We start from the raw sequence: 22,112 nt of genomic DNA, 5'->3' as shown, positions 1-22,112 counted from the left end.
TTGTCCTGAATTTTTATACCTATGATTACAGAATGTTAGAATTTTTTACAATCCCGGTTGCAAAATTAACCAGCCTTTACTTAACTCAATTAGACCCGGTTGTTTTATGAGTATTGCAAATACCCGGGAAGTGGCAAACAGAATAGAAACAACTAAACTTCCTAAATAACCTGTTAATCCCAATAAGTTATGCAGTATCTATGCGGTTAAAATAGAAATTATCTTAACGGGTGGAGTATTTAATATGTTCCATCAAAATATGACGATAAAGTTATGGCTGGTGATCTGGCTGAGCTTTATCGGGCTATATTTGTTTTTTCCACCATCAGAACTGTTTGAACAAGAAAACTTCGTCCTCCCACTCATCGAAAATAATGCCGAAACCGCAACCGCCGACGTAGCAGAAACTGCGCCTGGTGACAACAACTCCCCAGTTAACAACGCCAACATGATCGCAACCAATGAACCGGCTCCTGACGCGTTTGATAGCGCAACAACAACGCTGGACAGCGGCATTGCCAAAGAGAGATTACAGAATGCCAACCTGCCATACATCCCCGATTTGGAAGTTGGTGTAACCGAAAGAGAACACGTACTCAACACGCTGGGCAAGCCAGCCCGACAATTACAACAGGGGAAAATACTCGAATATTACTTCGAACAGGACAGTGAAGTTTTACATGTACTAAGTGAAGAAGAGTCTAATCTGTTGCTGCAAAATGAGCTCGACGCCCATCACGACCTATACCATTTACTGATTGAATTCGATTACAACAATGTCATCATGGCAATGAATATGCAGCCACTGTGAGTCACCAGGACTTCAGGTATTTAACGCCCGGGCATATTGCTTTAACGAAAACCCCTGTATAAACCGATCACCAATTTTTAACACCGGTACCGAGCGAAACCCGGTTTTATAGAACTCTTTTTGTCCGGCCGGAGAACTGACATTGCAAAGGCGATAGGTAATTTGCTGTTTATCGAGAAAGGCTTTGGCATTGTCACAGTGTGGACAACGATTGCGGGTATACAAAACAACACGTTGCATTATTTCCACCCCATCTGCCAGCAGCTACTGTCACGCAACTGGCGCCAGTCAATACCTTGCGGTTCAGTATCTAAAACCGCCTGGATCTGACAATCAGACACTTTACCCAATTCGTCATATTTAACCGCTACGACGATAAAGTGCTTGCGTCTGTTTTCCACCTGGCGTTTCGTCCATTTGCTGTGCAGCAGTTTTTTAGGATTGATTTGGTTGCTCATATTGATACCGTCACCGTTTGCTATTTATTGTAAAAAGAGCATTGAGCCGTGCTCAGGCAATTGCTGAAGATTCACTGGACAATAATACCAAGTCCATTAAGTTTTTGCACAACTCAGAGTTAGGGCTGAGGTTCATTGGCACCCTAGGTTTCATTGATATAGTCATTCGATATTAATGACATTGGTATAACTAGTCTGGGAGAAATTTGATGGCATGGATATGTAAGGCAAAATGACCCTGCTGTTTGTCTGAGATCAGAAAGCCAACTTGTTCGATGCGACTGAACACCAAAGAAGGTACATTGGACAGCTGCATGCCGCGATAGGTCGCAATGAAATCCCGTTCTTCAAAAAACAGCGTCAACCACTGATTCTCAATGGTGTTAAAGCTGACCTGATACGCGTAGCCGTCAAAATCCCGGTTGGTTCTCACCCGAAACTGGTAGCGACCGCCATCACCTTTCAGTCGAATGGCAATTTTCGACACATCCGAACCGACCGGAGCGTCGAGTAATCGTCGCACCGATGCAAAGCCGCCATTGTTTTCCAGCGATAGTACGCCAAAAAATATGCCATTGTCGTTTTCGACCAGAAACTGCCCCTGGGAGATACCGCCCATGACCGAATCGTTCACTACTAACCAGCTCTGCAATTCATCTGGATCAACGAAGTCCAGCTTGTTAACGTCTTCGTTTGCCACCGCATTTCCCACGATACACATCACTAATACAATGATAATAAGCAGCTTCAACAACAATTTCATTTTCTAACCTGAGCGCTACACCACACGACTACGAGCAGTAATACCAATCACATTAAATTATTGCTCACTCAGTGAGAATTTAATGTGATTGGTATAAAGTTAAGGATAGATGATGCCGTTAATTGTTGCCCGGGTTGATGCAGATTACGGCTTAGAATCCGGCATTCCGTGCTGAGTTAGTCTTGTTCATGGGCTGTCGATATCAGGTAAATTCGAGTGTGACTGCTTCCACAATTTTATCCGGACGAGTCAGATATAAATTATGATTTAACAAAACGATACGTTCATCCCTGGCAACCAGTAATGCAGGGAAAGCAGTAGTCTGGATAATGTCCTGTAATTCGGCTATATCACTCAACTGATATTCTGCATCTTTGGACAACTTATCTTTAAATACCTTGCCAGGAATCGACAATTTGAAACGTTTTATCAAGGCTTCAAAGTCTTCCGGATGAGTCATCATCAGCCCCTGCTGGAAATGCGAGTCCTGAATCTGCTCAAGGACTTCAAGGCCAATATCAGGCTGTTTAGCCATCAACCAGGCCATCAGGTTTGCTACCACAGTCGCATCCTGAGGCTGTTCACAGCCACGCAGGTAATCTTCACCGAACTTCACCGTACTCTGGTTGGCAACCGCTTTCGCCACCTTATGACTCACGCCATCACTACCATCATAGTGAGCAACATGAAACAGGTGCAGATGCATCTCTGGGTTGGCTGCGACCAACTGCTTTACTAATGGGGTCGTCGCGTAGCTCCATGGGCAATGGGAGTCATATATAAAAAACAATTCACTGTTCATATCAATGAGTTCTTCAACAAAAAGCGCAATTTTAGTTAGTTTAGCAGGTTAATACCAGTGCTCGTTTGTGGCGATGCTGCACGCGTGTATTTTTTACCCAATTTCGCTAATAACCATGCAACTCTAGTTGTTATCAACCTGAATGGCTCTGACAGGATCTGGCGGCGCCGGCAAGCGCCGCCGTTCCTGGTAAGTCTCAAGTTGCTTCAGCGCTTCTTGCACTGCTCGTTGCAATTGTGCATCTTTACCCTGGCTGCTTAACAATAAGTCATCGTCAACGCTAATATCTGGTGCTACGCCTTTATTTTCAACAGCCCAGTTTCCCGTTAAATCGTAAAAGCCACTTCGCGGTGCGGTCATATAACCACCATCGACAAAAGACGGTACGCCCCAGATCCCTACCAGGCCGCCCCAGGTGCGGGTACCAATGATGGTACCCAGGTTATGGAAACGAAACAGATAAGGAAACATATCACCACCGGAACCGGCCATCTCATTGATCAACAATACTTTCGGGCCGTTAATGATAGCGCCAGGACTGGTTAATGGTCGCTGTGAATCAAGAATATTATTGAAATATCCACTAAGTTTGCGACCCAGCACATCAATCATGTAATCAGCGATGTAGCCGCCGCCATTAAAGCGCTCATCAACGATGATCCCCTTGCGGTCAGCCTGGGCAAAAAAGTAACGATTGAAATAGCGGTAACCTTTATCACCGGTATCCGGTAACCAGACATAGGCTAGCTGATTGTCCGATGCCTGGTTAACAAAGCGACGATTATCCTCCACCCATGCCATTTGCCGTAGCTTTGATTCATCTTCAATCGGTATCACCCAGTAATCAGTGCTATCGCCGGTTCGGGCGGAACGAATGGTAATTTTGGTCTGCTTGTTTAAGGTACCGTTAAAATATCGATAAAAGTTTTCCCGTGTCGATAACTTCTGGTCATTTACCGCAATAATCCTGTCATTGACGGCCAGTTGATGGTGAACGTTAGCAAAAGGAGCATAGCGATTTATCTCACCATTCCACGCTTCACCACTATATACACGCTTAATAATAAAGTTATCCGAATCGGTGCCCACATCAATGCCCAACAAGCCAATCTGACTTGCTGGTAACTCCGGAAACTCGCCACCACCATTGAACGAGTGCCCAACCGAGGTTTCAGCGCCAAGGTTGTCGAGCAGGTAATTGAGATCGGCAAGATGATTTACCCCCGTAAGCAATGGTGAATAGTCACGCCAGATTTGTTGCCAGTTGACGCCATGTAAGTTGGCGACATAAAAATAATCTCTTTGATAGCGCCAGGCTTCACGAAATTTTTGCCGCCACTCCTGCTTAGGATCGAGGTATAACGGCAATTGCACGTTGAGCCCTGGTGCATCTTTAATACTGTGAATATCGTCGGCCATTTTCCACAAACTCCCCTGTTGCACCAGGATCGCCTGATTGTTCGCCGCTACTGCGTAATGTTTTATGCCTTTAATTAGCAATTGAGATTGCTGTTGTTCAAAATCGAAAAGGTATAAATTGCTTTGCTCCTCATTCTCTTTTTTCACCATTAGCAACCCTGCTTCGCTACTGTTCAAGCGGGAAAAATGGCCACTGCCAACAGGCAAGGCAATCATTCGCGACTGGATTCCGGTAAAGTCGATTTGCACCTTAAGCTCTGAGCGCTCTTTATCTTCTGAATCCTCGTCAGCTTCCTCATCAGCCTCTGCAGAGGCTTTTACAGGCTCTGTATCGCGCTGCAATTGCAGCGGACTTTTGCCGTGTTTTTGCAGGATAACCGCATACACCTGATAATTTTCCTGAGCTTTACCTGTCGTACTTAGATCCAGCCATGGCGCCATGCTGGCAAAATCAACACTGGCATTGAGATACAGATAGTGACCCTTGTGATCCCAGGCAAAGCTTGGGTTATCGGCCATGCCGTCGGTAATTAAATAAGACGTTTGCGTGGCCAGTTCAAATACATAAACGTCATGGAGGAAATTGTCCGACGTCTTGCCATAAGCGAGATAAGCACTATCCGGTGACCATGCTGGTGGGTGCAAATCGGAGGGAATCACCTGAGTATCCTGATCGATGCGATGCAATGCCTGTGATGCAATGGTCAATAACCAGATGGATTGCCTCTGATCGGTAAAAGCGATTTTTTTGCTGTCCGGTGACCAGCGCAGATTTTTATAAAAGCCAGTGCCGCGCAACGGGATAGTTCGCAAATGTTGGCCAAATTGATCGCTGAGCATCAGCGTATATTCTCCTGAGCGATCGCTAAACCAGGCTATCTGTTTAGCATCGGGCGACCATTGCGCGTCAACTTCCCGTTGCCAGCTATTACTGAGATTGCGCTCTTCACCGTGTTCTGCCGGTACACTGAAAACTTCGCCGCGAGCAACGAATAAAGCGCGTTTCCCGGATGGAGATATTGATGCGGATTCTATGTGTTCTGCCGCCTTAACCCATTGTTGGCGAGTCCATGGAAAGTCACCATGCAAGGTAATCGACAGCGGCACCGGTGCGGACTTTTCGGCGTTGATCGACTGTTGATATAGCCGGCCATGCTGCTCTACTAACAAGGTACCTGACCACACGCCAAAAGACTTCACATCATAATCGTTAAAAAACGTCAGTTGTCGGGCGCTGCTATTATCCTGGCTAGTCTCGGCAAAGCGGTAAACGTTCATGACGCCATCAGCATCACTGAGAAAATAAATATAACCCTGATGCCACACCGGCTGAATCTGTTTCTCCCGATTCCATGGTAGTGATGATTCTTCTAAGGTATCCAGGTCGACCAGCCGCAGAGGCTGATTTTGGCCGCCACGATAATTGCGCCATCCATCATCCCAGGGGGTTATTTTTTGATAAACAATACGGTCTCCCTGGGGCGAAAAGCTGCCAGATTGTGCCCGGGACATGGGCAGTGGTTCGGGCGTGCCACCGTCTAGCCGGACGGTGTAAAATTGGGGTAACTTTACCGGTGCGCTGGAGCGTGCACTGGCAAACAGGATTTTACTCGAGTCAGGACTCCAGCCACGAACAAAATCATCTTCCGGATGCCAGGTAAGCTGAATAATTTCGCCGCCACCAGTGGCTATCAGATAGACATCAAAGTTACCATTAAGCTGGGCGCTAAACGCTATCCATTTACCATCTGGGGATATTTTTGGGCTTTGCGCCTGCCCCCGAAAAGAAGTCAGGCGAAATGCCTGCTTTGATGTAAGGCTCGCTTGCCAGATGTCCTGACCATAGGTAAACACCAGCGTATCCTGACGGACATCAACTTGCCTCATTAGCATCGGCGCTGGCGTATTGGCGGCAGCAATATTGGTGACGAGGAGCAATAACAACCAGGCTATGCACATTAATAACGGTTTCATCATCTGCCCATAATTCATATAAAACAAACGGTTAATGCTTAAATACTAGTTGAGCTGGGGATCAATACGGCATCATTATGAAAAAATAATGCAACATTAGCTGAAGAATCTCGTAATCGCCATGATGGTTCAAATACCATTAATCTGATTAACACCCGGTTAACAAACCCATTTTGTTTAATTTTCAACCTAACAGGTTGAAAAATAACTCTTTGCTCACCACATGTACAAAAGATAACAATTTATACGTTATCAGCTTGTTAAATAAGCGTTTTCTATGTTGCTTTGATTTCCCCCTCCCCCTAAATTGCTTGGCACGTTAAGAAGAGTGCAGCTCGCACAGAAGTTAATAATTTAATTAAGCAACACCAATATTTCTTCTGGCAACTCCCGACTATCACAGCATTCCTTTGCTACGTGGGTTCGGAATAAAGGCGCTGTAATGCAGTTCTTAGGTTCTGTTTACCTTGAAAAAGAGACCTCTCGCCTCTTCTGACGCTTAATTTTTTTAGAAGTTTGCCGCTTTATTAGGCGATAGATGGGGGGACCATGAAATTCAAACGAAATAAAACCATTAACACACTAACGCCATTGGCAAGTGCCATTATTGCACTGGGATTGACAACAAACGCACACGCTAATATCGAGACCAATGAAGAACAAATCATCATTACCCCAAAAGCCGGGGTAAGTGAAAAGGCTTTACAACGATTTTTGCAGGACGCCAACGCACCTTTCGATAGTGCAAAAGAAAAGCGTTATAAACGCGTCATAGAACAGTCCAATTCTCGCATCGTTAAGGTGAAAAAAGACAAGCTGGAAAAACAACTGTCCCGCCTGCAGAAAAGCCCTTTAATTGAAACCGCTGAAGTAAATGAACTGGTAGAGCTGGCAGCGACACCCAATGATCCGCGATATACGGAAGCCTGGCATTTGTCCAAGATAAAAGCGGACCAGGTCTGGGATACGACCACAGGTAATGGCGTTATCGTTGCTGTACTGGACACCGGAGTCGATGAATCTCACCCCGATCTGCATGCAAATTTATTACCTGGCTACAATGTCGTAGGTAATAACACTAATCTAACCGATGTTCATGGTCACGGTACCAAAGTATCGGGTGTTATCGCTGCAACCTCAAATAATAACGTAGGGATTACTTCTATCGCCTGGGACAGCAAAGTATTACCGATTCGCGTTTCAGAGCGCAGTGATGGTGTCGCTTCCCTTCTGGATATTGCTGACGCCCTGATTTACGCTGCAGACAATGGCGCAGATATTGCCAATATCAGCTACCGCGTTACCTACAGTGGTACCGTCACCAATGCCGCCCAATATTTTTACGAAAAAGGTGGACTGGTAGTGGCTGCGGCTGGCAACAATGGCACTGACCAAAACTGCTCGGATAATAAATACATAGTTACCGTTTCTGCAACCACCTCTGGCGACTCCCTAGCCAGTTGGTCAAACTATGGTAACTGCCTGGATGTGTCTGCACCCGGTGTTGGAATTCTGACAACGACAAAAGGTGGTGGTTACGGCAAGGTAAGCGGTACTTCTTTTGCGTCACCAGCAACGGCCGCGGTACTGGCACTGTTAAAACAACATAACCCAAGGTTAAGTAATGCCGAGCTGGAAAGCTTGCTTGAGACAAACGCAGATAAAAGCATGTTTAGCGGCTCTTACAGTAATAAATTCGGCCATGGTCGAATCGATGCCCTCGCGGCAATTAATGAAGGCGTTTATGTACCTGAACCTGAACTGGATACGGTTGCTCCAACGGTGTCTATTAGTTCACCTCGCCACAATGACACAGTATCTGAATCTATTAATGTCAGTATTGACGCGACCGATAATGTCGCCGTTGAAAATGTTGAGCTTTACTTTCAGGGCAGCCTTTATGCAACCGATAATAGTGCTCCTTATGAGTTTAATATTGATGCCAGCAACTTAGCTGATGGTAACAAAACCCTGTTGGCTCGTGCGACCGACAGCAGCGGTAACGTCGGGGAATCGCAACAAATCACCGTGCAACTGGCAACAACACCTACGCCGACTCCTGAACCAGAGCCAGAGCCAGTTGTTGACACAATAGCACCAAGCATCAGCTTCATCACCCCTTCAGAAAATGAAAAAGTATCTGGCGTGTTCAATGTCGAGTTGGATGCCTATGACAATGTCAGCGTCGAAACCGTTGAGGTCTATCTGAATAACTCACTGGTGAAAACATTTAATGCTGCGCCTTACGATTTATCAATTGATGTCAGTAAAACCAAAAATGGCAAAAAGCGGTTAAAAGCTATTGCTTATGATAAAGCCGGAAATATGGCGCATACCGGAAACCACTTTATCGAGGTTAGTAACTAAATATTTCGGAATTTTTCTATCAACGTCAGTTATGATAAACCTTCACTTTCGGAGGTTTGTCATACCTGCTTCTATCGCTTCGGCAGATGGTGTTAATCGTTATCAGAAAACTACTTGGTTAACGGTCTGCCTTACGACACAGGTACGCAAGGCCTAAACTTCATACTCTACTTATTAGCTAATTGCCCGTCTCATTATCAACAATATTTTTGGCAAGCTTCACACCATGTTGCTCAAAAATTTGCAGAGCCACGCTCAGCAAGCGGTGTCGATTCATTAAATACACCTTTTTATCAACCGCGTTGATATAAAACCGAATGCGAAATTTAATCGCTCCGGGGGTAAAGTCGTTAACACCGACCGCCAGGAAACGGCCAAACACCATATCATCCTGCTCATAGGCGGCAATAATTTCGGTGGAACATAATCTCAGCAAATCGGCCGTTGTGCGAGGATGCACGGGAATGCAAGTATCCACTAAGGTACGGCGTTTACGCTGTTCATTGGCAATAATATCTTTGGAGACAATCGAGTTTGGAATAAATACCAAAGCATCATTTTCCGCCCGTATTCGGGTTGAGCGCAAACCAACCGACTCGATATTACCTTTAAATTCGCCGATCACGACTTTATCTCCTGGCTTGAATGGCCTATCTGCAAGAATGACGGCGGACCCAAAAAAGTTCGCTACCGTATCTTTCGCGGCAATCGCCAGGGCAATACCGCCGATACCTAAGCCGGCGATGACAGTGCCAAATGGAATGCCAAGAATTTCCGCAATCAACATAACCCCGAAGATGATGACGCCGCCTTTAATCAGGCTACCAATTAATGTGACAATAATCTCATCAATCACCGACTCGGTTTTAAGCGCCTTGGATAGCAGATATTTTGATATTTCGTTGATAGCGATATATCCCAGCCATACGCTGCCAATAATAATTAGCAGTTGGCTGATGGTGCGCAAAAAGCTAAACAGGTAATCAGGTATGCCAAACACAAACAGCGTATATACCCAGATAAGGCCAATGGTGATAAGCATTGCCGGAATGCCGATATTAAGGTTAATACTCGACAGGGTTCGACGTCGAAAGCCGGGTAACAGTTTTACCAATGCATTCAGCTTAATACGCACCAAACTGGCAATGGTAAAACTTAATAGCAACAATAACACGGCGCCAATCCATTGCCATAACTCCAGTTGCCAATAGCGATTAGTTAACGGTCCGGGTAATTTGCGAACCTGGTCGCGGATATTAAAAAAGAATGCCGTATTCTCATATTCGGGTATACCTGGTGGCATGGGAAGCGACTCCAAAGCGTCATGAAGCGAGCGAATATTTGCGATGGTTTTCGGCGTAAACAGCCAGACTTTTTCGTCGCCTCGCATTGCCGGAGCGATCTCAATAACGCCTTTGGGATGAGTGAAATGTCGATAGGGAATATCGCTGTCAGGATCATTGGGAATTTCCTGCCATACCACATAACTGACACGATCCAGCACCTCTTTCAGATACTGAGCCAGTACCGGAGCTTCCCACTTTCTTACATTTTTATCCAGCCGGCTTATATTCAATGTGTTCAAAACCAGCGTATCGGATCCTTGATTCCAGTTTCTGAACTGTTCCAAAAAGGTGCGCATGGTTTCCCGTGGCGTTGCTAACTTAAAGTGTCCCTCAGGTGCCTTTTGCCGATATATACCCGCTGCCTCTGCCCGCTGTAACAGTGCATTGATTTCCTTTCTGTTCGGTAAAATAATACGCCACTGTCCATTTACCTTGTGTAAGGCTATTCGATGAGAAAATTCGCTGTAGCGCTTAAAAAGTTCAAAACTGTAGATGTCTGACTCAACAAAATCAGGCAAAGTAAACAGCCTGAATGTATCCATGTTCAGCAATTGGAAATACAGGTAAGCAATTTCAAATTTTTGTCGATACAAGGTATTGCTGCCGGTGTTGGGAATATCTACGGCAGCGATTAAATCATCAATGTAATTATTATCCCCAAAAGCGATCCAGTTTCCCGCCACCAGATAATTTTTTACCGTAGCTCTTGGCGATTGTAAATTAACCTGTGGCTTTGATTGTTGAGAGGCCTTATCGGAAAGTTTCAGGCCATTCCACCATTCGCCACTATCAAACCGCCCTGAAAAGGTTTTTTTATCCGGGGACAGTCGAAAGAAAAAGTGTCCCTTTGAACCCGGTTGCTGCCAGGAGCCAGAAAGCTGGCCTTGTTCACTTACCTGCCCTTCGACCGTGCCATTAAACGGCTCATAATAACCGGTTACTTTATTTCCCTGCTGGGTCAGCACCAGTTCGGCACCACCCTGACGCCAGTTAGTTTGCCAGGTACCCTGCCAGTCCCCCTTAGCAAGACAGACAGTCGACATGGACAAGCCTAGCAACAACAAAATTAATATCTTCATACACCCAGTTACCTGAGGTTTGATTCGAATCCGAACATTGTCGGCATTGCCGCCGACGATGCAGTCTGGTTTTCCAATCTACCCTTCGGTTAAGGAAATGCCATTAATTATAGTTGTCCGTTAAAAACCATACGAATGCCAATGCCATTGGCCATTAGTGCTATTGATTGGTCAGGGTTATCGGGCTTGCTGTCGCTGCTTTTGCAACCACAGATAAACATCTTCGCCACCATAGACCCGGGTCCAGGTATCATGCTCCATATCTTCATGTACCGTAAAGCGCACATCTTCATGTCCGAGTCGCTCAAGTTCTGCAAGGCCTGCATAAAAATTAGTAATTTTCACCGCGCTGTCTCGACCGCCGGCAAATACCCAAAGTGGTATCTGATGTTCAGCGATTGGCGCCATCAGGTCCGGGTGCCCCCAGCCCACCACCGGCACAATAGCGGCAAATTTCTGTGGATGCCTGCTGGCCAGATACCAGGTGCCAAACCCCCCATAACTCAGGCCTGTCAGGTACAAACGCCCGGTGTCGGTATTAAAGCGCTGTTTAACCGCGTCGATAATAGATAGCAGGTCATCTTCGATAACCTCCCAGCCCCGTGGTAACAAAGCTGGTGTTTGAGTCAAATCAGATGCGGACATCTCCCGGACGATTTGACGCTTTGTCGGAAATTCTGCTGGCCTTGCGGGAACACCTTGCTCTAATCGCTTGGGAATATCTGATAATTGTCGATTATCTATATAATCAATGCCCAGTTGATCCATCCCCAGCATTGGTAACTGTGGCGCCACGATAATAAACGGCAGATCACGCTTTTGAATCCAGGCTTCATACAGTGGCCCATAGCTCATCACAAATCCAAGTTCTGATTTACCATTGCCTCGCTCGCCATTGCCGTGCAGGAACATCAGTACCGGCCACTGCTTATTATCTTGCTGGTCATAGCCTTGGGGCAGGTAGACGAAATAGTCTCGTTCGCTCTGATCAAGTACGCTGGTATATGAAGCTCGCAATAATTGCGGCTCACCAGCTGTCGTATTTGCCTTGTCACATCCCAGTAGCATCAAGGTAAAAACAGTAATCAAAAGTATGCGCATAAGTTGTTTCCAAAATCCGGTTTGGATCAGGGTAACAGTGTCAGAGATAAATGAAAATGCCTGATTTAATTACGATAATTACCATGTAAATAACAGATATAACAAGTTTTCGATATGCGCCGTGAAAACCACTGGCCAGGCAGTTCAGCCAGATAACAGTTGAGTTAGATCAGACTGGCGGCTTTCAATACAGCCAGCAGTTCAGAGCTTAATTAGCCGTTGTTCGAAGTGTACACATCATATGCGGCTTTAAATAGCTGTAAATGCACATCAGTCAGCGCTTCAATATCTCGCTGGTAACCACCACCAATCACGGCGGCAACCGGCAAACCTCGTTGTTTACAGGCTGCAAACACCAGCTTATCTCGCAGGTAGACACCTTTAGTGGTGATATTCAAATGGCCTAAATCATCGTCCTGGTGGACGTCGACGCCAGCATCATAAATCACCGCATCTACATGGTAGCAATTTAATGCCAGCAGCAACGCCTGCTCGACAGTTTGTAAATACTCTGCATCGTCCAGGTGCTTATCCAGGGGAAAATCCATATCGGAGTCCTGCTTACGATAGGGAAAATTTTTCTCGCAATGTAAAGACACGGTAATGATGTCATCCCTGCCCTGTGCAAGCGCTGCGGTACCATCTCCCTGATGTACATCACAATCGAAAATCAGGACGCGATTAATATCCTCTCTTTCCAGCAATCGATTAGCGGCGAGATAAAGATCGTTAATCATGCAAAAGCCCGATCCGAAATCGGTAAAGGCATGGTGATAACCACCGGTGAGGTTGATGGCGATGCCATGTGTGTAGGCCAGCTCCGCCGTTAATAAGGTGCCTCCCACCGCTGTAAAAGTACGCTTTATCAATTGTTCTGACCAGGGAAAGCCAATTCGGCGCATCGCCTTGTGATCGAGTGAATTGGATACCAATGCATCAATATAAGCGGCATCTATCAATGGCGAAGCCCTGTCATAGGCGAGCATTTCTGGCAGATGAAATACGTTTTCAGATACGCCTTCATTTAACAGGCGCTTAAATATGCTGTGGTATTTATCAATGGGAAACCGGTGCCGTTCGGGCAGGTCGAGCTGACTGTATATCGGATGAAACACCAGGGGAATATTAAACGACTTCATTGCGTGCAAAGGTTACCTGCAAGTTTGACCAGCACGTATTGTATATCAGGGCCCATCCATTCTCACCCGGCTTAAGTGAAAATCGTGACAGGCTTGGTTTAGTCAAATGTACATACAGACGCCAACAGCGTTAATTTCTGCAAAAACTAACGGTATTGGCGAATTTCACCTAGGTTTAAATGGATTTCATCGCTTTGTTGAACGTTAAAAATTAGTGGTTATAGAAGTTATGATTTTTACATCTTCAACGCTGTATCGCAGATGCTGGCTGTTGCTCCTGATAACTGCATTGCTTTGGGCTGGGCAAATATCAGCCGCCAGGGTCAGCCAGGGCCCGCTGATTATTGCCCATCGTGGTGCCAGTGGCTATTTGCCTGAACATACGCTGGCGAGCAAAGCCCTCGCCCATGCCATGAATGCTGATTTTCTCGAGCAGGATGTGGTGATGACCAGGGACAATCGGCTAATTGTTTTCCACGATCTCGTATTACAACACAAGACGAACGTCGCCGCTAAGTACCCTGGCAGAAAGCGATTTGACGGCAACTACTATGTTATTGACTTTACTCTGGCTGAAATTCGTCAACTCGATTTAACCCCACCGCAAAGCTCTCCGGATCGCTTTCCCTATGTAACCAAGGCGCTGAAAATCCCTACGCTTGATGAAGAGATCACCTTTATTCAGGGGTTAAACCTAACCCGTCACACCCAGGTCGGCCTGTATATCGAAATAAAGGCCCCCTGGTTTCACCGCCAGCAGGATAAAGACATCACATCAGCATTATTCGCACTGTTATTAACCCGGAAGGAAGAGTTAACTGACACTCCTGTGTTTTTGCAAAGTTTTGACCCGAACAGTTTAATAACGCTGCGCGAAAAGCTTGATCGGGTTCGCTGGTATTTGCCATTAATTCAGTTGATAGCCAACGACGACTGGCAGCAGGCCTATCAGCAAATCGACGGTAAGTCTCAGCCCTATAACTTTCAACGCTTTTTGGAAGAGGATGGATTAAGAGAAATATCCAGTTATGCACACGGGATTGGTATTAGTATCGACCATGTATTTGCTGAGGATTGCAGCTACCAAGGTGGTAAACGTTGGATTCAGCAGGCACAAAACATTGGCCTGATTGTCCATGCCTATACATTTCGCCGAGACAAATTACCCGCCTGTACGACCAGCTTCAGGCAATTACACCAGTTGTTTTTCTCGGAACTAAATATCGATGGCATTTTTACCGATTACCCAGACATCAGTGCTGACTTCCGGGACAATCGGTAAGAAAACGTTTGCTAATGGCTACTATGATCTGGAAATTTAAATACGTGTATCGACCAGCCCCATCTGAGTGCCGCTAAACGTAGCAGTAAGACACAGAGAAACGCAATAATCGCGCTTATGTGAACCGATAAAAAATTCAATAAAGTAACGTAGACCAGGCCACCACTAATACAGCACACTGCATACAGCTCTTTCCTGAAGATCAGTGGAATTTGATTCGCGAACACATCTCTTAATAAGCCGCCAAAACAGCCGGTTAGTGTTCCCATGATTACCGCCGTTACCGCTGGAACTCCGGCGCTTAACGCTTTTTCCGTGCCCATCACCACAAACAGAGCCAATCCCAGGGCATCCGCTACTTCCAGGGATTTTCCCGGTATTTTACGAGAGCTGTTGATCCACAAAATGGTCACGATACTGGCAAAAATGATGGTGTAGATATAATTAGGCTGATGCAGCCAGAACACAGGAACATCGAGTAATAAGTCCCTAACTGTTCCGCCGCCAATAGCGGTCACGGTCGCCAGCACCACCACACCGATACCATCGACGCGTTGCTGAAACGCAATAATCGCCCCCGAAATGGCAAATACTCCACAACCAATTAAATCAAACGTTGCTATGTAACTCATTACGATATCGCTTTGGTTTTTTATTTATTATCCACAAATGCAAACTTAGCATTGTTGACAGATTAATGTGAACCACAAAGATTCTGTTCCAACTCATCAGGATCATCTCTGCAAGAACGTCATGCATCGTTAACCGCTTCAGTGCTTCAAAGCTAGAGAGTTTGCCGAAACTTTCTAACGGAAACGTTTCATACAAGCTGTTAGCCTATGTCAACACTCACTGGCTGCGGGAAGTTCTCATATTTGATACGATTTGGGTGAAGAAAACCACCGCCTTTATTTCTTTGAATACAAAATAGATTTTTATCAACTAAAAGCGATAAGACTTCCCTAGCTCTTGATTTGTACTCGTTTCCCCATGCCAACACTAATACATCTGACTTTTCACAAATATATTTAATCGCTTTGTTGTTTAATGGGCCGACTTTGTCCCGCTGTTTTTTCAGGTCGCTCTGGTCAGTTGCCATAAAGGCAAACAAATTGACAATGTAAAAGCCGCCCCAGCCCCACGCCGCCGCTAAGTTATTGCAGTTTCCCATGGTTTGATCTGAGTATATGGCGGTAGCTTTAGAAGGGTTAATGCAAATAAAGCAACCTATTGGTTTAGATTCATCCCAAATGCGACTCAACCAATATCGATATTTACCGCAATCTGAAATATTGGCTTCGGCTTTAATTGATATACTCTCGGTAGCATTCATTTATTGCATAGTATTCCAGGAAAAAGACATTCCTTTTATTTGATCTGGCGTTTAAAAGTTGTAAGAAATTTTATTTGCTTCGCCTGTAATGTTTTATTATTTAAATTAGCGAGTTAAGTATAGGTATAACTGACTATTTTTCTTAACGTTAATACAACATCATCAGGTGTAGTTACGAGAAGCCTATGTACAAAAGAATGGGAAGCAAAGGGGAAGAAGTAAAAAACATTCAGGAGATATTATTGCGTCTGGGATATAACCCAGGCCCAGATGATGGCGCTTTTGGCAGCAAAACTGAGTCAGCAATTATCCAGTTCCAGGAAGACAATAACCTGTATGCCGATGGGATTGTGGGACCAACAACCTGGGAGGCTTTGCGAGTTGCTTTAGAAATCAATCTTGATGAGCAAAACCTCAGTATTACAAAACCGGACCTCATTGATTGGGTTAGAGTCCCTGCGGATCCTTACCGAAACGGTTACAACCGTTTTTTATTAAGAGAAGACGCAGCAAAAGCGTACTTAAACGTCCGGGAAGTCGTTGTTGAAGCAGGAGGACAGATCACTAGTTCGGGAGCGAGGCGATCATTAACAGCAAGTGTTAGTGCTTCGCGCAGCGCCACCTCCTTTCATTACACAGGGAGAGCTATCGACTTATTCGTTGGCAGTGGCATGGAAAACCGCCACCGAGATCCGTTTGTTGTAGTCCCGGAGGAAGACAGATACTGGCGAGTCTATGCTCGAGCCGATGGTGGAGAGCAAATGGAATTAAATGCCGTTACCTATGGCTCAAGAAAGTCAGGCAAAGCCATAACTGGTAAGTTTATTGATTTAACAGCCCTGTTTGAACAGCAGGGATTTAAACGAATCAAGGCTCGTGGTTCATTTTTTCAGGGAGGTAGTTGGTTAGGTGCTGAATGGTGGCATTTTCAGTATGAGAAAGGCCTGAAAAAAGGCGTCACGACCTTTGGTGATGAATTAGCAAAAGTCTATACCGAAGAGCAATTAGAAGGCACATCACCCTGGAAGTTTAAAGACAGAACGTTTGGAGTGGATTGGTTTTAAAATATAAAGTTAAGTACCAATCTCCCAGAAAAGCTAAGCTTTCGACACCGAGCCATTATCTGAATCAGCAACGACAGAACCGCTAAATTGGGATAAATAACACCCTGTATTATGGGCAAACCTATAGGTCCATCGGTGACATCAATAAATGAACATGATCAGTTTAGTTGGCGCACCCTAAAGTTACGCCCTTTCATTTTTCCATCTGCGATGGTTCGTAAAGCCACTTTAGCAATATTTGCGTCTACCGCCACAAACGACGCAGTTGCCTGCACTTTGATTTTACCTATTTGCGCACCTTTAATGGCTGGATTTGCGGTAAGAGCACCGAGAATATCACCAGGCCTGAGCTTACTTTTCTTACCACCATCAATTTGCAAGGTTACCATTTTTGCTTTGACGGCCTTTTTACTAAAGACACTATCATCAGGTAGATCTGATGCCAGAATTTCCTGTTGTAGGTATTCCTGTAATTTAATGACTTTATGCGCTTCTTTATGACTCATCAATGAGCAAGCCACACCATTTTTTCCCGCTCTGCCGGTTCTGCCGATGCGGTGCACGTGCACTTCCGGATCGTGGGCAATATGATAGTTAATCACCAAATCCAGGTTGTCGACGTCGAGCCCCCGAGCCGCAACATCTGTCGCTACCAGTACAGTTAGACTTTTATTAGCAAAGCGAATCATCGTGCGGTCACGGTCTCGCTGTTCAAGATCGCCATGCAAAGCCGCACTATCAAATCCGTAGGCCGTTAACATATCGGATAATTGTTGGCACTGTGCCTTGGTATTACAGAATACCACGGCTGACTCCCCCTGAAACTGCAACAATAAGCGCTTCACGGCATCAATGCGTTGCGCTTCATCTTCGACCTCGTAAAAATATTGGCTTATGCTACTACTGTCATGGGTTGACTCTACGGTAACCCGTTGTGGCGATTGCATTAAATGCGCGGCAAGTTGCTCAATTTTGGCAGGGTATGTGGCGCTAAATAATAGTGTTTGACGCTGCGCCGGGCAGAACCCGACAATCGTTTCAAGGGCCTCTTCAAACCCCATATCCAGCATTCTATCGGCTTCATCAAGTACTAAGGTGTTGATGTCTTCCAGTGATAAACGCCCTTTTCTTACGTGTTCTTCAACGCGTCCGGGTGTACCAACAATAATATGCGCGCCATGTTCAAGCGAGCCAATTTGTGGCCCCATCGGCTGACCACCACATAAAGTAAGCACTTTTATGTTATGAATATTACGAGCTAATTTACGAATTTCGACTGCGACCTGATCAGCAAGCTCACGGGTTGGACACAACACCAGGCTTTGCACACGAAAGCGTTTCACGTCGAGGTTACTAAGCAAACCTAAACCAAATGCGCAGGTTTTCCCTGAGCCAGTTTTCGCCTGACCTATCACATCGTTACCCGCAAGCATCAGCGGAATGGTCATGGCTTGGATTTCGGTCATAGTTTGATAACCAAGAGAGGTAAGGTTTTCAATTAATTCGGGAGATAATGAGGTAGAACTGAACGTTAAATGAGACACAATTGACTAATATATTGGCGATAATGCCTAATTATACCTGATAGTGATACGCGACCGACATATTTGTCAGTGATATAGTATTTTTTAACGGCTCATTCCTGTGACACTTTAATCATGGCACCATAATGTATCGACAAACTCAATCTAGCAGACACAACCTTCGAACTGTCGCTACTATTGAGAGCTGATTAGACCCTAAATTCTCAAGCAAGCTGCAATTTTCCTTCAAACATGGGTGTTCACAAGTCATTTAGACTTATTGGATTGCTCATTTTTACGATTTCCCGTATCGTCCTCATCATCATGAAAACAGGTGATTTGCCTCGTTAAACGATTCAATGTGGCTAAGGAAAATATTCGCAATGTCTAAAATCGAATTCACAAATCAAGAGAAAGAGTCAATGGTTGAAAAACTGCAATCGTATTTTGAACATGAATTGCACCAGGATTTAGGTCAATTTGACGCAGGATTTAGGTCAATTTGACGCAGAATTTCTTTTAGACTTCTTTTCCAAAGAAATAGGTGCATATTATTACAATCGCGGATTGCATGATGCGAGAGCCATTTTTGAAGAGAGAATTCAAACGATTGATGATGATATTTATGCTATCGAAAAAGAAGTAAGATAGTAAGCCTGCTAAAGGTCTGGTTAACTGTAAAGCGCCAACCAAAGTCCTCCTGGAGTGCTACTCATTAGCAAATAAAGTGATGAAAGTGTCTGAATCAGCGAAAAACGTAACAAAAAGCGTTGTCTAGCTAGGAAGCTAAAAATTAAAAAAATTAACCGAAATTTCCTGATTAAGCTTTTAACCATATGGATAATGACTGCATCCTTAACGAGCTGCACGAAATATACTAAGTATCAGTATGAATCACACGTTTTCCCCCTTGATGATGAAAACGAACTTGTCATATCTACGTTCCCATCCTGGTTTCCGAAAGCCGAAAGTCACATACCATTCCTGTATAAACATTCAAAGGCTCCCCAATCCGTCTATTTCCAATTTTTTGTGCGGGCTGTTGGTACGACTGCGGGCAGCAATCCGAATATTGAATCTATTCACGTTAAAAATTTCTCTTACGAGTTTCCCGGCCAGAACCCTGTTGTTTTAATTGAGGACTATTCCGAAGGTTTCTGGCAACAAGGTCGGATTGAATATGATTCAGCAAATCTCAAGCCAGTACCCTGCGTTGATGGCTGGTATGTTCGAGTAAAGTACGATTTAATATTGAACGGATTAGCCTTCAAAGGCGAAGATATTCTGCATGCTCAGGAAGTGTCGAAAGTGCACCCGCTTCTTTTCGATTCCCTTAGATAAACCCATCTAGTTTATCGTGATGCTGATTAACGTATAAAGATGTTCTCCACAACAGGAGAAGCACAGAGGAAGCGATTTATAATTAGCGAATTGGGAAATCCGGACGTTTCGAAGAAATCCCGCGGACGAATTGCGGACAAACGCCAGATATAAATGTGATATATTTCAGATACTTACGAATTAGAATTTTAACCCTAAAAACTCTGTAAGTTATTTAATTAAAAGAAGTAATGGCGGTGACGGAGAGATTCGAACTCTCGATACGTTTCCGTATACACACTTTCCAGGCGTGCTCCTTCAGCCACTCGGACACGTCACCTAAAATCGAATTGTAGAAGAATTTAATATCCGTGTTTCTTTTCACGTTTGGTGATATGGCTGAGCACGCCAGGCGTGTTAATACCCTTGGCAGCCACTCGGACACGTCACCTAAAATCGAATTGTAGCTTCAAACACCATGTGCCTGAATGTGCGCGTATGTTAGGGAAAAATTAGCGAGGACGCAAGTGTTAATCGGTAAACGGTATACTGATTGCTGATTTTTTACGCTAACAAAAACAAACATAGATCCCAGACAGCGATAAACGGACGTAGACTAACTTGTTTTCTGCCATCTGAGACCTGAAACCTGTGTCCTGATTAAACCTGCCTGAAGCAGGGTTCAATCGACTTAGGTATTATTTTTCTGGCTCAGCTTTAATTGTGCTGAGAAATCGAGCATACGGTTCAGTGACTTTAATGCCCCATCACGCAAGTCCATATCGACGAAGATTTCTCGACCGGTTGGATCGATTAGCGCATCGTGAATGGCTTTTAAGCCGTTCATTGCCATCCACGGGCAATGGGCGCAGCTTTTACAGGTAGCGCCCTCACCTGCGGTTGGCGCTTCGAAAAACTCTTTTTCCGGGCACAACTGCTGCATCTTATAAAAGATGCCACGATCGGTCGCCACGATGAACTTGTTGTTATCCAGCTCTTGTGCCGCTTTAATTAATTGGCTGGTAGAACCTACGGCGTCCGCTAAATCAATAACCGATGCAGGAGACTCTGGATGCACTAATACGGCCGCATCCGGATGCAAGGCTTTCATGTCGACCAGCGCTTTGGTTTTAAACTCATCGTGGACGATACAGGCGCCATCCCACATCAGCATGTCAGCACCGGTTTGCTTTTCAATGTAAGCACCTAGATGCTTATCCGGGCCCCACAGTATCTTCTCACCCTGCTCGTCCAGGTGCTCAACAATTTCCAGCGCACAGGACGACGTTACAATCCAGTCGGCACGGGCTTTTACTTCGGTAGAGGTGTTGGCATAAACCACAACGGTGCGATCTGGGTGCTTGTCACAAAACTCATTGAATTCTTTGATTGGACAGCCTAAATCCAGTGAGCAGGTGGCTTCCAACGTTGGCATTAATACGGTTTTTTCCGGCGTTAATACCTTAGCAGTCTCGCCCATGAATTTAACCCCGGCAACAATCAGGGTATCTGCAGGATGCTGGTTACCAAAACGAGCCATCTCCAGGGAGTCGGCAACACAACCACCGGTTTCTTCCGCCAGTGCCTGAATTTCAGGGTCGGTGTAATAGTGGGCAACCAGAACCGCATTCTTGTCCTTTAACAGCTGCTTGATTTTCGCTTTGTACTGATCTTTTTCAGCATCGCTCAGCTTCGCCGGCTTGGCTGGAAAGGTGTAATCAAAATCAACGGCTAAGGTGGTTTCTAACATGGTTAAACAACTCGTGGGACTTAAAAAACTGCCGGATATTATAATGGATTCGGTTTTAAATGCCTATAGCCCTAAAGGGCAGCTTCTAGCACGCAATCGAAAATAGCTCCTAGTACACAATCGTAGATTGTTCCTAGCATGCGATAAACATCATCGCGCCTAGAACGGCTCTCAACTGCTTGGAGGGCGATATCCGCCCGTGCCAGGAGTCAAAATCTTATTTTGACGCGCTCGGAGTGAATGGGACATTCACGTGCCAGGAGTGATATTTATATCACGTGCTAAACCGTTAAGGAGATTTTTAGGTTTTGGGAAAGTGGTGGGTCGTGAAGGATTTGAACCTTCGACAAATTGGTTAAAAGCCAACTGCTCTACCAACTGAGCTAACGACCCTAAGATATGTCATCACTATTAAAAAATAGTGTAAAAACCAAGTTTTGGAAACCTGAAAAAAGTGGTGGGTCGTGAAGGATTTGAACCTTCGACAAATTGGTTAAAAGCCAACTGCTCTACCAACTGAGCTAACGACCCTTGAGATATGTCTGTCACGAAAACGTGGCTGAACAAAAATTTGAAAACTT

Annotated in this window: 19 protein-coding genes and 3 tRNA genes; 7 read left to right on the top strand and 15 right to left on the bottom strand. The window is 45.1% G+C overall.

The window, feature by feature from the left end:
• Positions 1-244 precede the first annotated feature (244 nt).
• A complete protein-coding gene (locus tag E8M12_RS07125) occupies positions 245-811 on the top strand; it encodes a hypothetical protein (protein WP_136735408.1) in 567 nt (188 codons plus the stop codon).
• Positions 812-823: 12 nt separating this feature from the next.
• On the opposite strand, the gene E8M12_RS07120 is transcribed toward E8M12_RS07125, so the two are convergent.
• From E8M12_RS07120 to E8M12_RS07100, 5 genes are all read right to left on the bottom strand, one after another.
• Positions 824-1,051, bottom strand: a complete 228-nt coding sequence (locus tag E8M12_RS07120) for a glutaredoxin family protein (RefSeq protein ID WP_136735407.1) — start codon at positions 1,049-1,051, stop codon at positions 824-826.
• Positions 1,051-1,269: a TIGR02450 family Trp-rich protein gene (locus E8M12_RS07115; protein WP_136735406.1), complete on the bottom strand. Its 219-nt coding sequence runs from the start codon at positions 1,267-1,269 to the stop codon at positions 1,051-1,053. The genes E8M12_RS07120 and E8M12_RS07115 overlap by 1 nt, the downstream gene beginning before the upstream one ends.
• Positions 1,270-1,459: 190 nt before the next feature.
• Positions 1,460-2,032, bottom strand: a complete 573-nt coding sequence (locus E8M12_RS07110) for a CIA30 family protein (protein ID WP_136735405.1) — start codon at positions 2,030-2,032, stop codon at positions 1,460-1,462.
• Between the two features lie 202 nt (positions 2,033-2,234).
• Complete coding sequence (locus E8M12_RS07105; RefSeq protein ID WP_136735404.1) at positions 2,235-2,834, bottom strand: protein-disulfide isomerase; 600 nt, start codon at positions 2,832-2,834, stop codon at positions 2,235-2,237.
• A gap of 123 nt (positions 2,835-2,957) precedes the next feature.
• Positions 2,958-6,230, bottom strand: a complete 3,273-nt coding sequence (locus tag E8M12_RS07100; protein ID WP_169303064.1) for a S41 family peptidase — start codon at positions 6,228-6,230, stop codon at positions 2,958-2,960.
• A 546-nt stretch (positions 6,231-6,776) separates the two neighbouring features.
• Between E8M12_RS07100 and E8M12_RS07095 the strand changes: the two genes are divergently transcribed.
• Positions 6,777-8,594 carry a S8 family serine peptidase gene (locus E8M12_RS07095; RefSeq protein WP_136735402.1) on the top strand — a complete coding sequence of 606 codons (1,818 nt, stop codon included), beginning with the start codon at positions 6,777-6,779 and terminating at the stop codon, positions 8,592-8,594.
• A 178-nt stretch (positions 8,595-8,772) separates the two neighbouring features.
• Here E8M12_RS07095 and E8M12_RS07090 read toward each other — a convergent pair whose 3' ends face one another.
• The 3 genes from E8M12_RS07090 to E8M12_RS07080 all read right to left on the bottom strand — a co-directional run bounded on the left by E8M12_RS07090 (position 8,773) and on the right by E8M12_RS07080 (position 13,259).
• Positions 8,773-11,019, bottom strand: coding sequence for a mechanosensitive ion channel family protein (locus E8M12_RS07090; RefSeq protein ID WP_136735401.1), 2,247 nt, complete (start codon positions 11,017-11,019; stop codon positions 8,773-8,775).
• Positions 11,020-11,196: 177 nt separating this feature from the next.
• The gene (locus tag E8M12_RS07085; protein WP_136735400.1) at positions 11,197-12,120 is read right to left on the bottom strand and encodes a carboxylesterase family protein; all 924 of its coding nucleotides are present in this window, start codon (positions 12,118-12,120) and stop codon (positions 11,197-11,199) included.
• Between the two features lie 212 nt (positions 12,121-12,332).
• On the bottom strand, positions 12,333-13,259 hold the full coding sequence (locus tag E8M12_RS07080; RefSeq protein WP_136735399.1) for a histone deacetylase family protein: 927 nt from the start codon (positions 13,257-13,259) through the stop codon (positions 12,333-12,335).
• A 271-nt stretch (positions 13,260-13,530) separates the two neighbouring features.
• Here E8M12_RS07080 and glpQ point away from each other — a divergent pair, with 271 nt between their 5' ends.
• Positions 13,531-14,541, top strand: a complete 1,011-nt coding sequence (gene glpQ, locus E8M12_RS07075) for a glycerophosphodiester phosphodiesterase (protein ID WP_169303063.1) — start codon at positions 13,531-13,533, stop codon at positions 14,539-14,541.
• 11 nt (positions 14,542-14,552) lie between these two features.
• On the opposite strand, the gene E8M12_RS07070 is transcribed toward glpQ, so the two are convergent.
• On the bottom strand, positions 14,553-15,173 hold the full coding sequence (locus E8M12_RS07070) for a trimeric intracellular cation channel family protein (RefSeq protein WP_136735397.1): 621 nt from the start codon (positions 15,171-15,173) through the stop codon (positions 14,553-14,555).
• Positions 15,174-15,373: 200 nt separating this feature from the next.
• The gene (locus E8M12_RS07065) at positions 15,374-15,874 is read right to left on the bottom strand and encodes a DUF1643 domain-containing protein (protein WP_136735396.1); all 501 of its coding nucleotides are present in this window, start codon (positions 15,872-15,874) and stop codon (positions 15,374-15,376) included.
• Between the two features lie 185 nt (positions 15,875-16,059).
• Here E8M12_RS07065 and E8M12_RS07060 point away from each other — a divergent pair, with 185 nt between their 5' ends.
• Positions 16,060-16,938, top strand: coding sequence for a peptidoglycan-binding domain-containing protein (locus E8M12_RS07060; protein WP_136735395.1), 879 nt, complete (start codon positions 16,060-16,062; stop codon positions 16,936-16,938).
• Between the two features lie 158 nt (positions 16,939-17,096).
• On the opposite strand, the gene dbpA is transcribed toward E8M12_RS07060, so the two are convergent.
• The gene (gene dbpA / locus E8M12_RS07055; protein ID WP_136735394.1) at positions 17,097-18,482 is read right to left on the bottom strand and encodes an ATP-dependent RNA helicase DbpA; all 1,386 of its coding nucleotides are present in this window, start codon (positions 18,480-18,482) and stop codon (positions 17,097-17,099) included.
• A 338-nt stretch (positions 18,483-18,820) separates the two neighbouring features.
• Here dbpA and E8M12_RS16555 point away from each other — a divergent pair, with 338 nt between their 5' ends.
• The 3 genes from E8M12_RS16555 (at position 18,821) to E8M12_RS07045 (ending at position 19,802) form a co-directional block, all read left to right on the top strand.
• Positions 18,821-18,967, top strand: coding sequence for a DUF2164 family protein (locus tag E8M12_RS16555; RefSeq protein ID WP_306416215.1), 147 nt, complete (start codon positions 18,821-18,823; stop codon positions 18,965-18,967).
• Complete coding sequence (locus tag E8M12_RS16550; RefSeq protein WP_306416214.1) at positions 18,942-19,112, top strand: DUF2164 domain-containing protein; 171 nt, start codon at positions 18,942-18,944, stop codon at positions 19,110-19,112. The genes E8M12_RS16555 and E8M12_RS16550 overlap by 26 nt, the downstream gene beginning before the upstream one ends.
• A 192-nt stretch (positions 19,113-19,304) precedes the next feature.
• Positions 19,305-19,802, top strand: a complete 498-nt coding sequence (locus E8M12_RS07045) for a hypothetical protein (protein WP_136735393.1) — start codon at positions 19,305-19,307, stop codon at positions 19,800-19,802.
• Between the two features lie 231 nt (positions 19,803-20,033).
• Here E8M12_RS07045 and E8M12_RS07040 read toward each other — a convergent pair.
• From E8M12_RS07040 to E8M12_RS07025, 4 genes are all read right to left on the bottom strand, one after another.
• Positions 20,034-20,121 (bottom strand) — tRNA-Ser (locus tag E8M12_RS07040).
• 351 nt (positions 20,122-20,472) lie between these two features.
• Entirely contained in the window at positions 20,473-21,531 is a 1,059-nt protein-coding gene (nadA, locus tag E8M12_RS07035; RefSeq protein ID WP_136735392.1) for a quinolinate synthase NadA, read from the bottom strand.
• Between the two features lie 317 nt (positions 21,532-21,848).
• A tRNA-Lys gene (locus E8M12_RS07030) sits at positions 21,849-21,924 on the bottom strand.
• Between the two features lie 62 nt (positions 21,925-21,986).
• Positions 21,987-22,062: transfer RNA gene (locus E8M12_RS07025), tRNA-Lys, on the bottom strand.
• Positions 22,063-22,112: the final 50 nt, after the last annotated feature.

This window comes from Thalassotalea mangrovi (genome assembly GCF_005116735.1).
Lineage (GTDB): Bacteria > Pseudomonadota > Gammaproteobacteria > Enterobacterales > Alteromonadaceae > Thalassotalea_A > Thalassotalea_A mangrovi.
The sequence above is the reverse complement of the archived record's forward strand: the minus strand, read 5'-3'. Positions and strand labels throughout refer to the sequence as shown.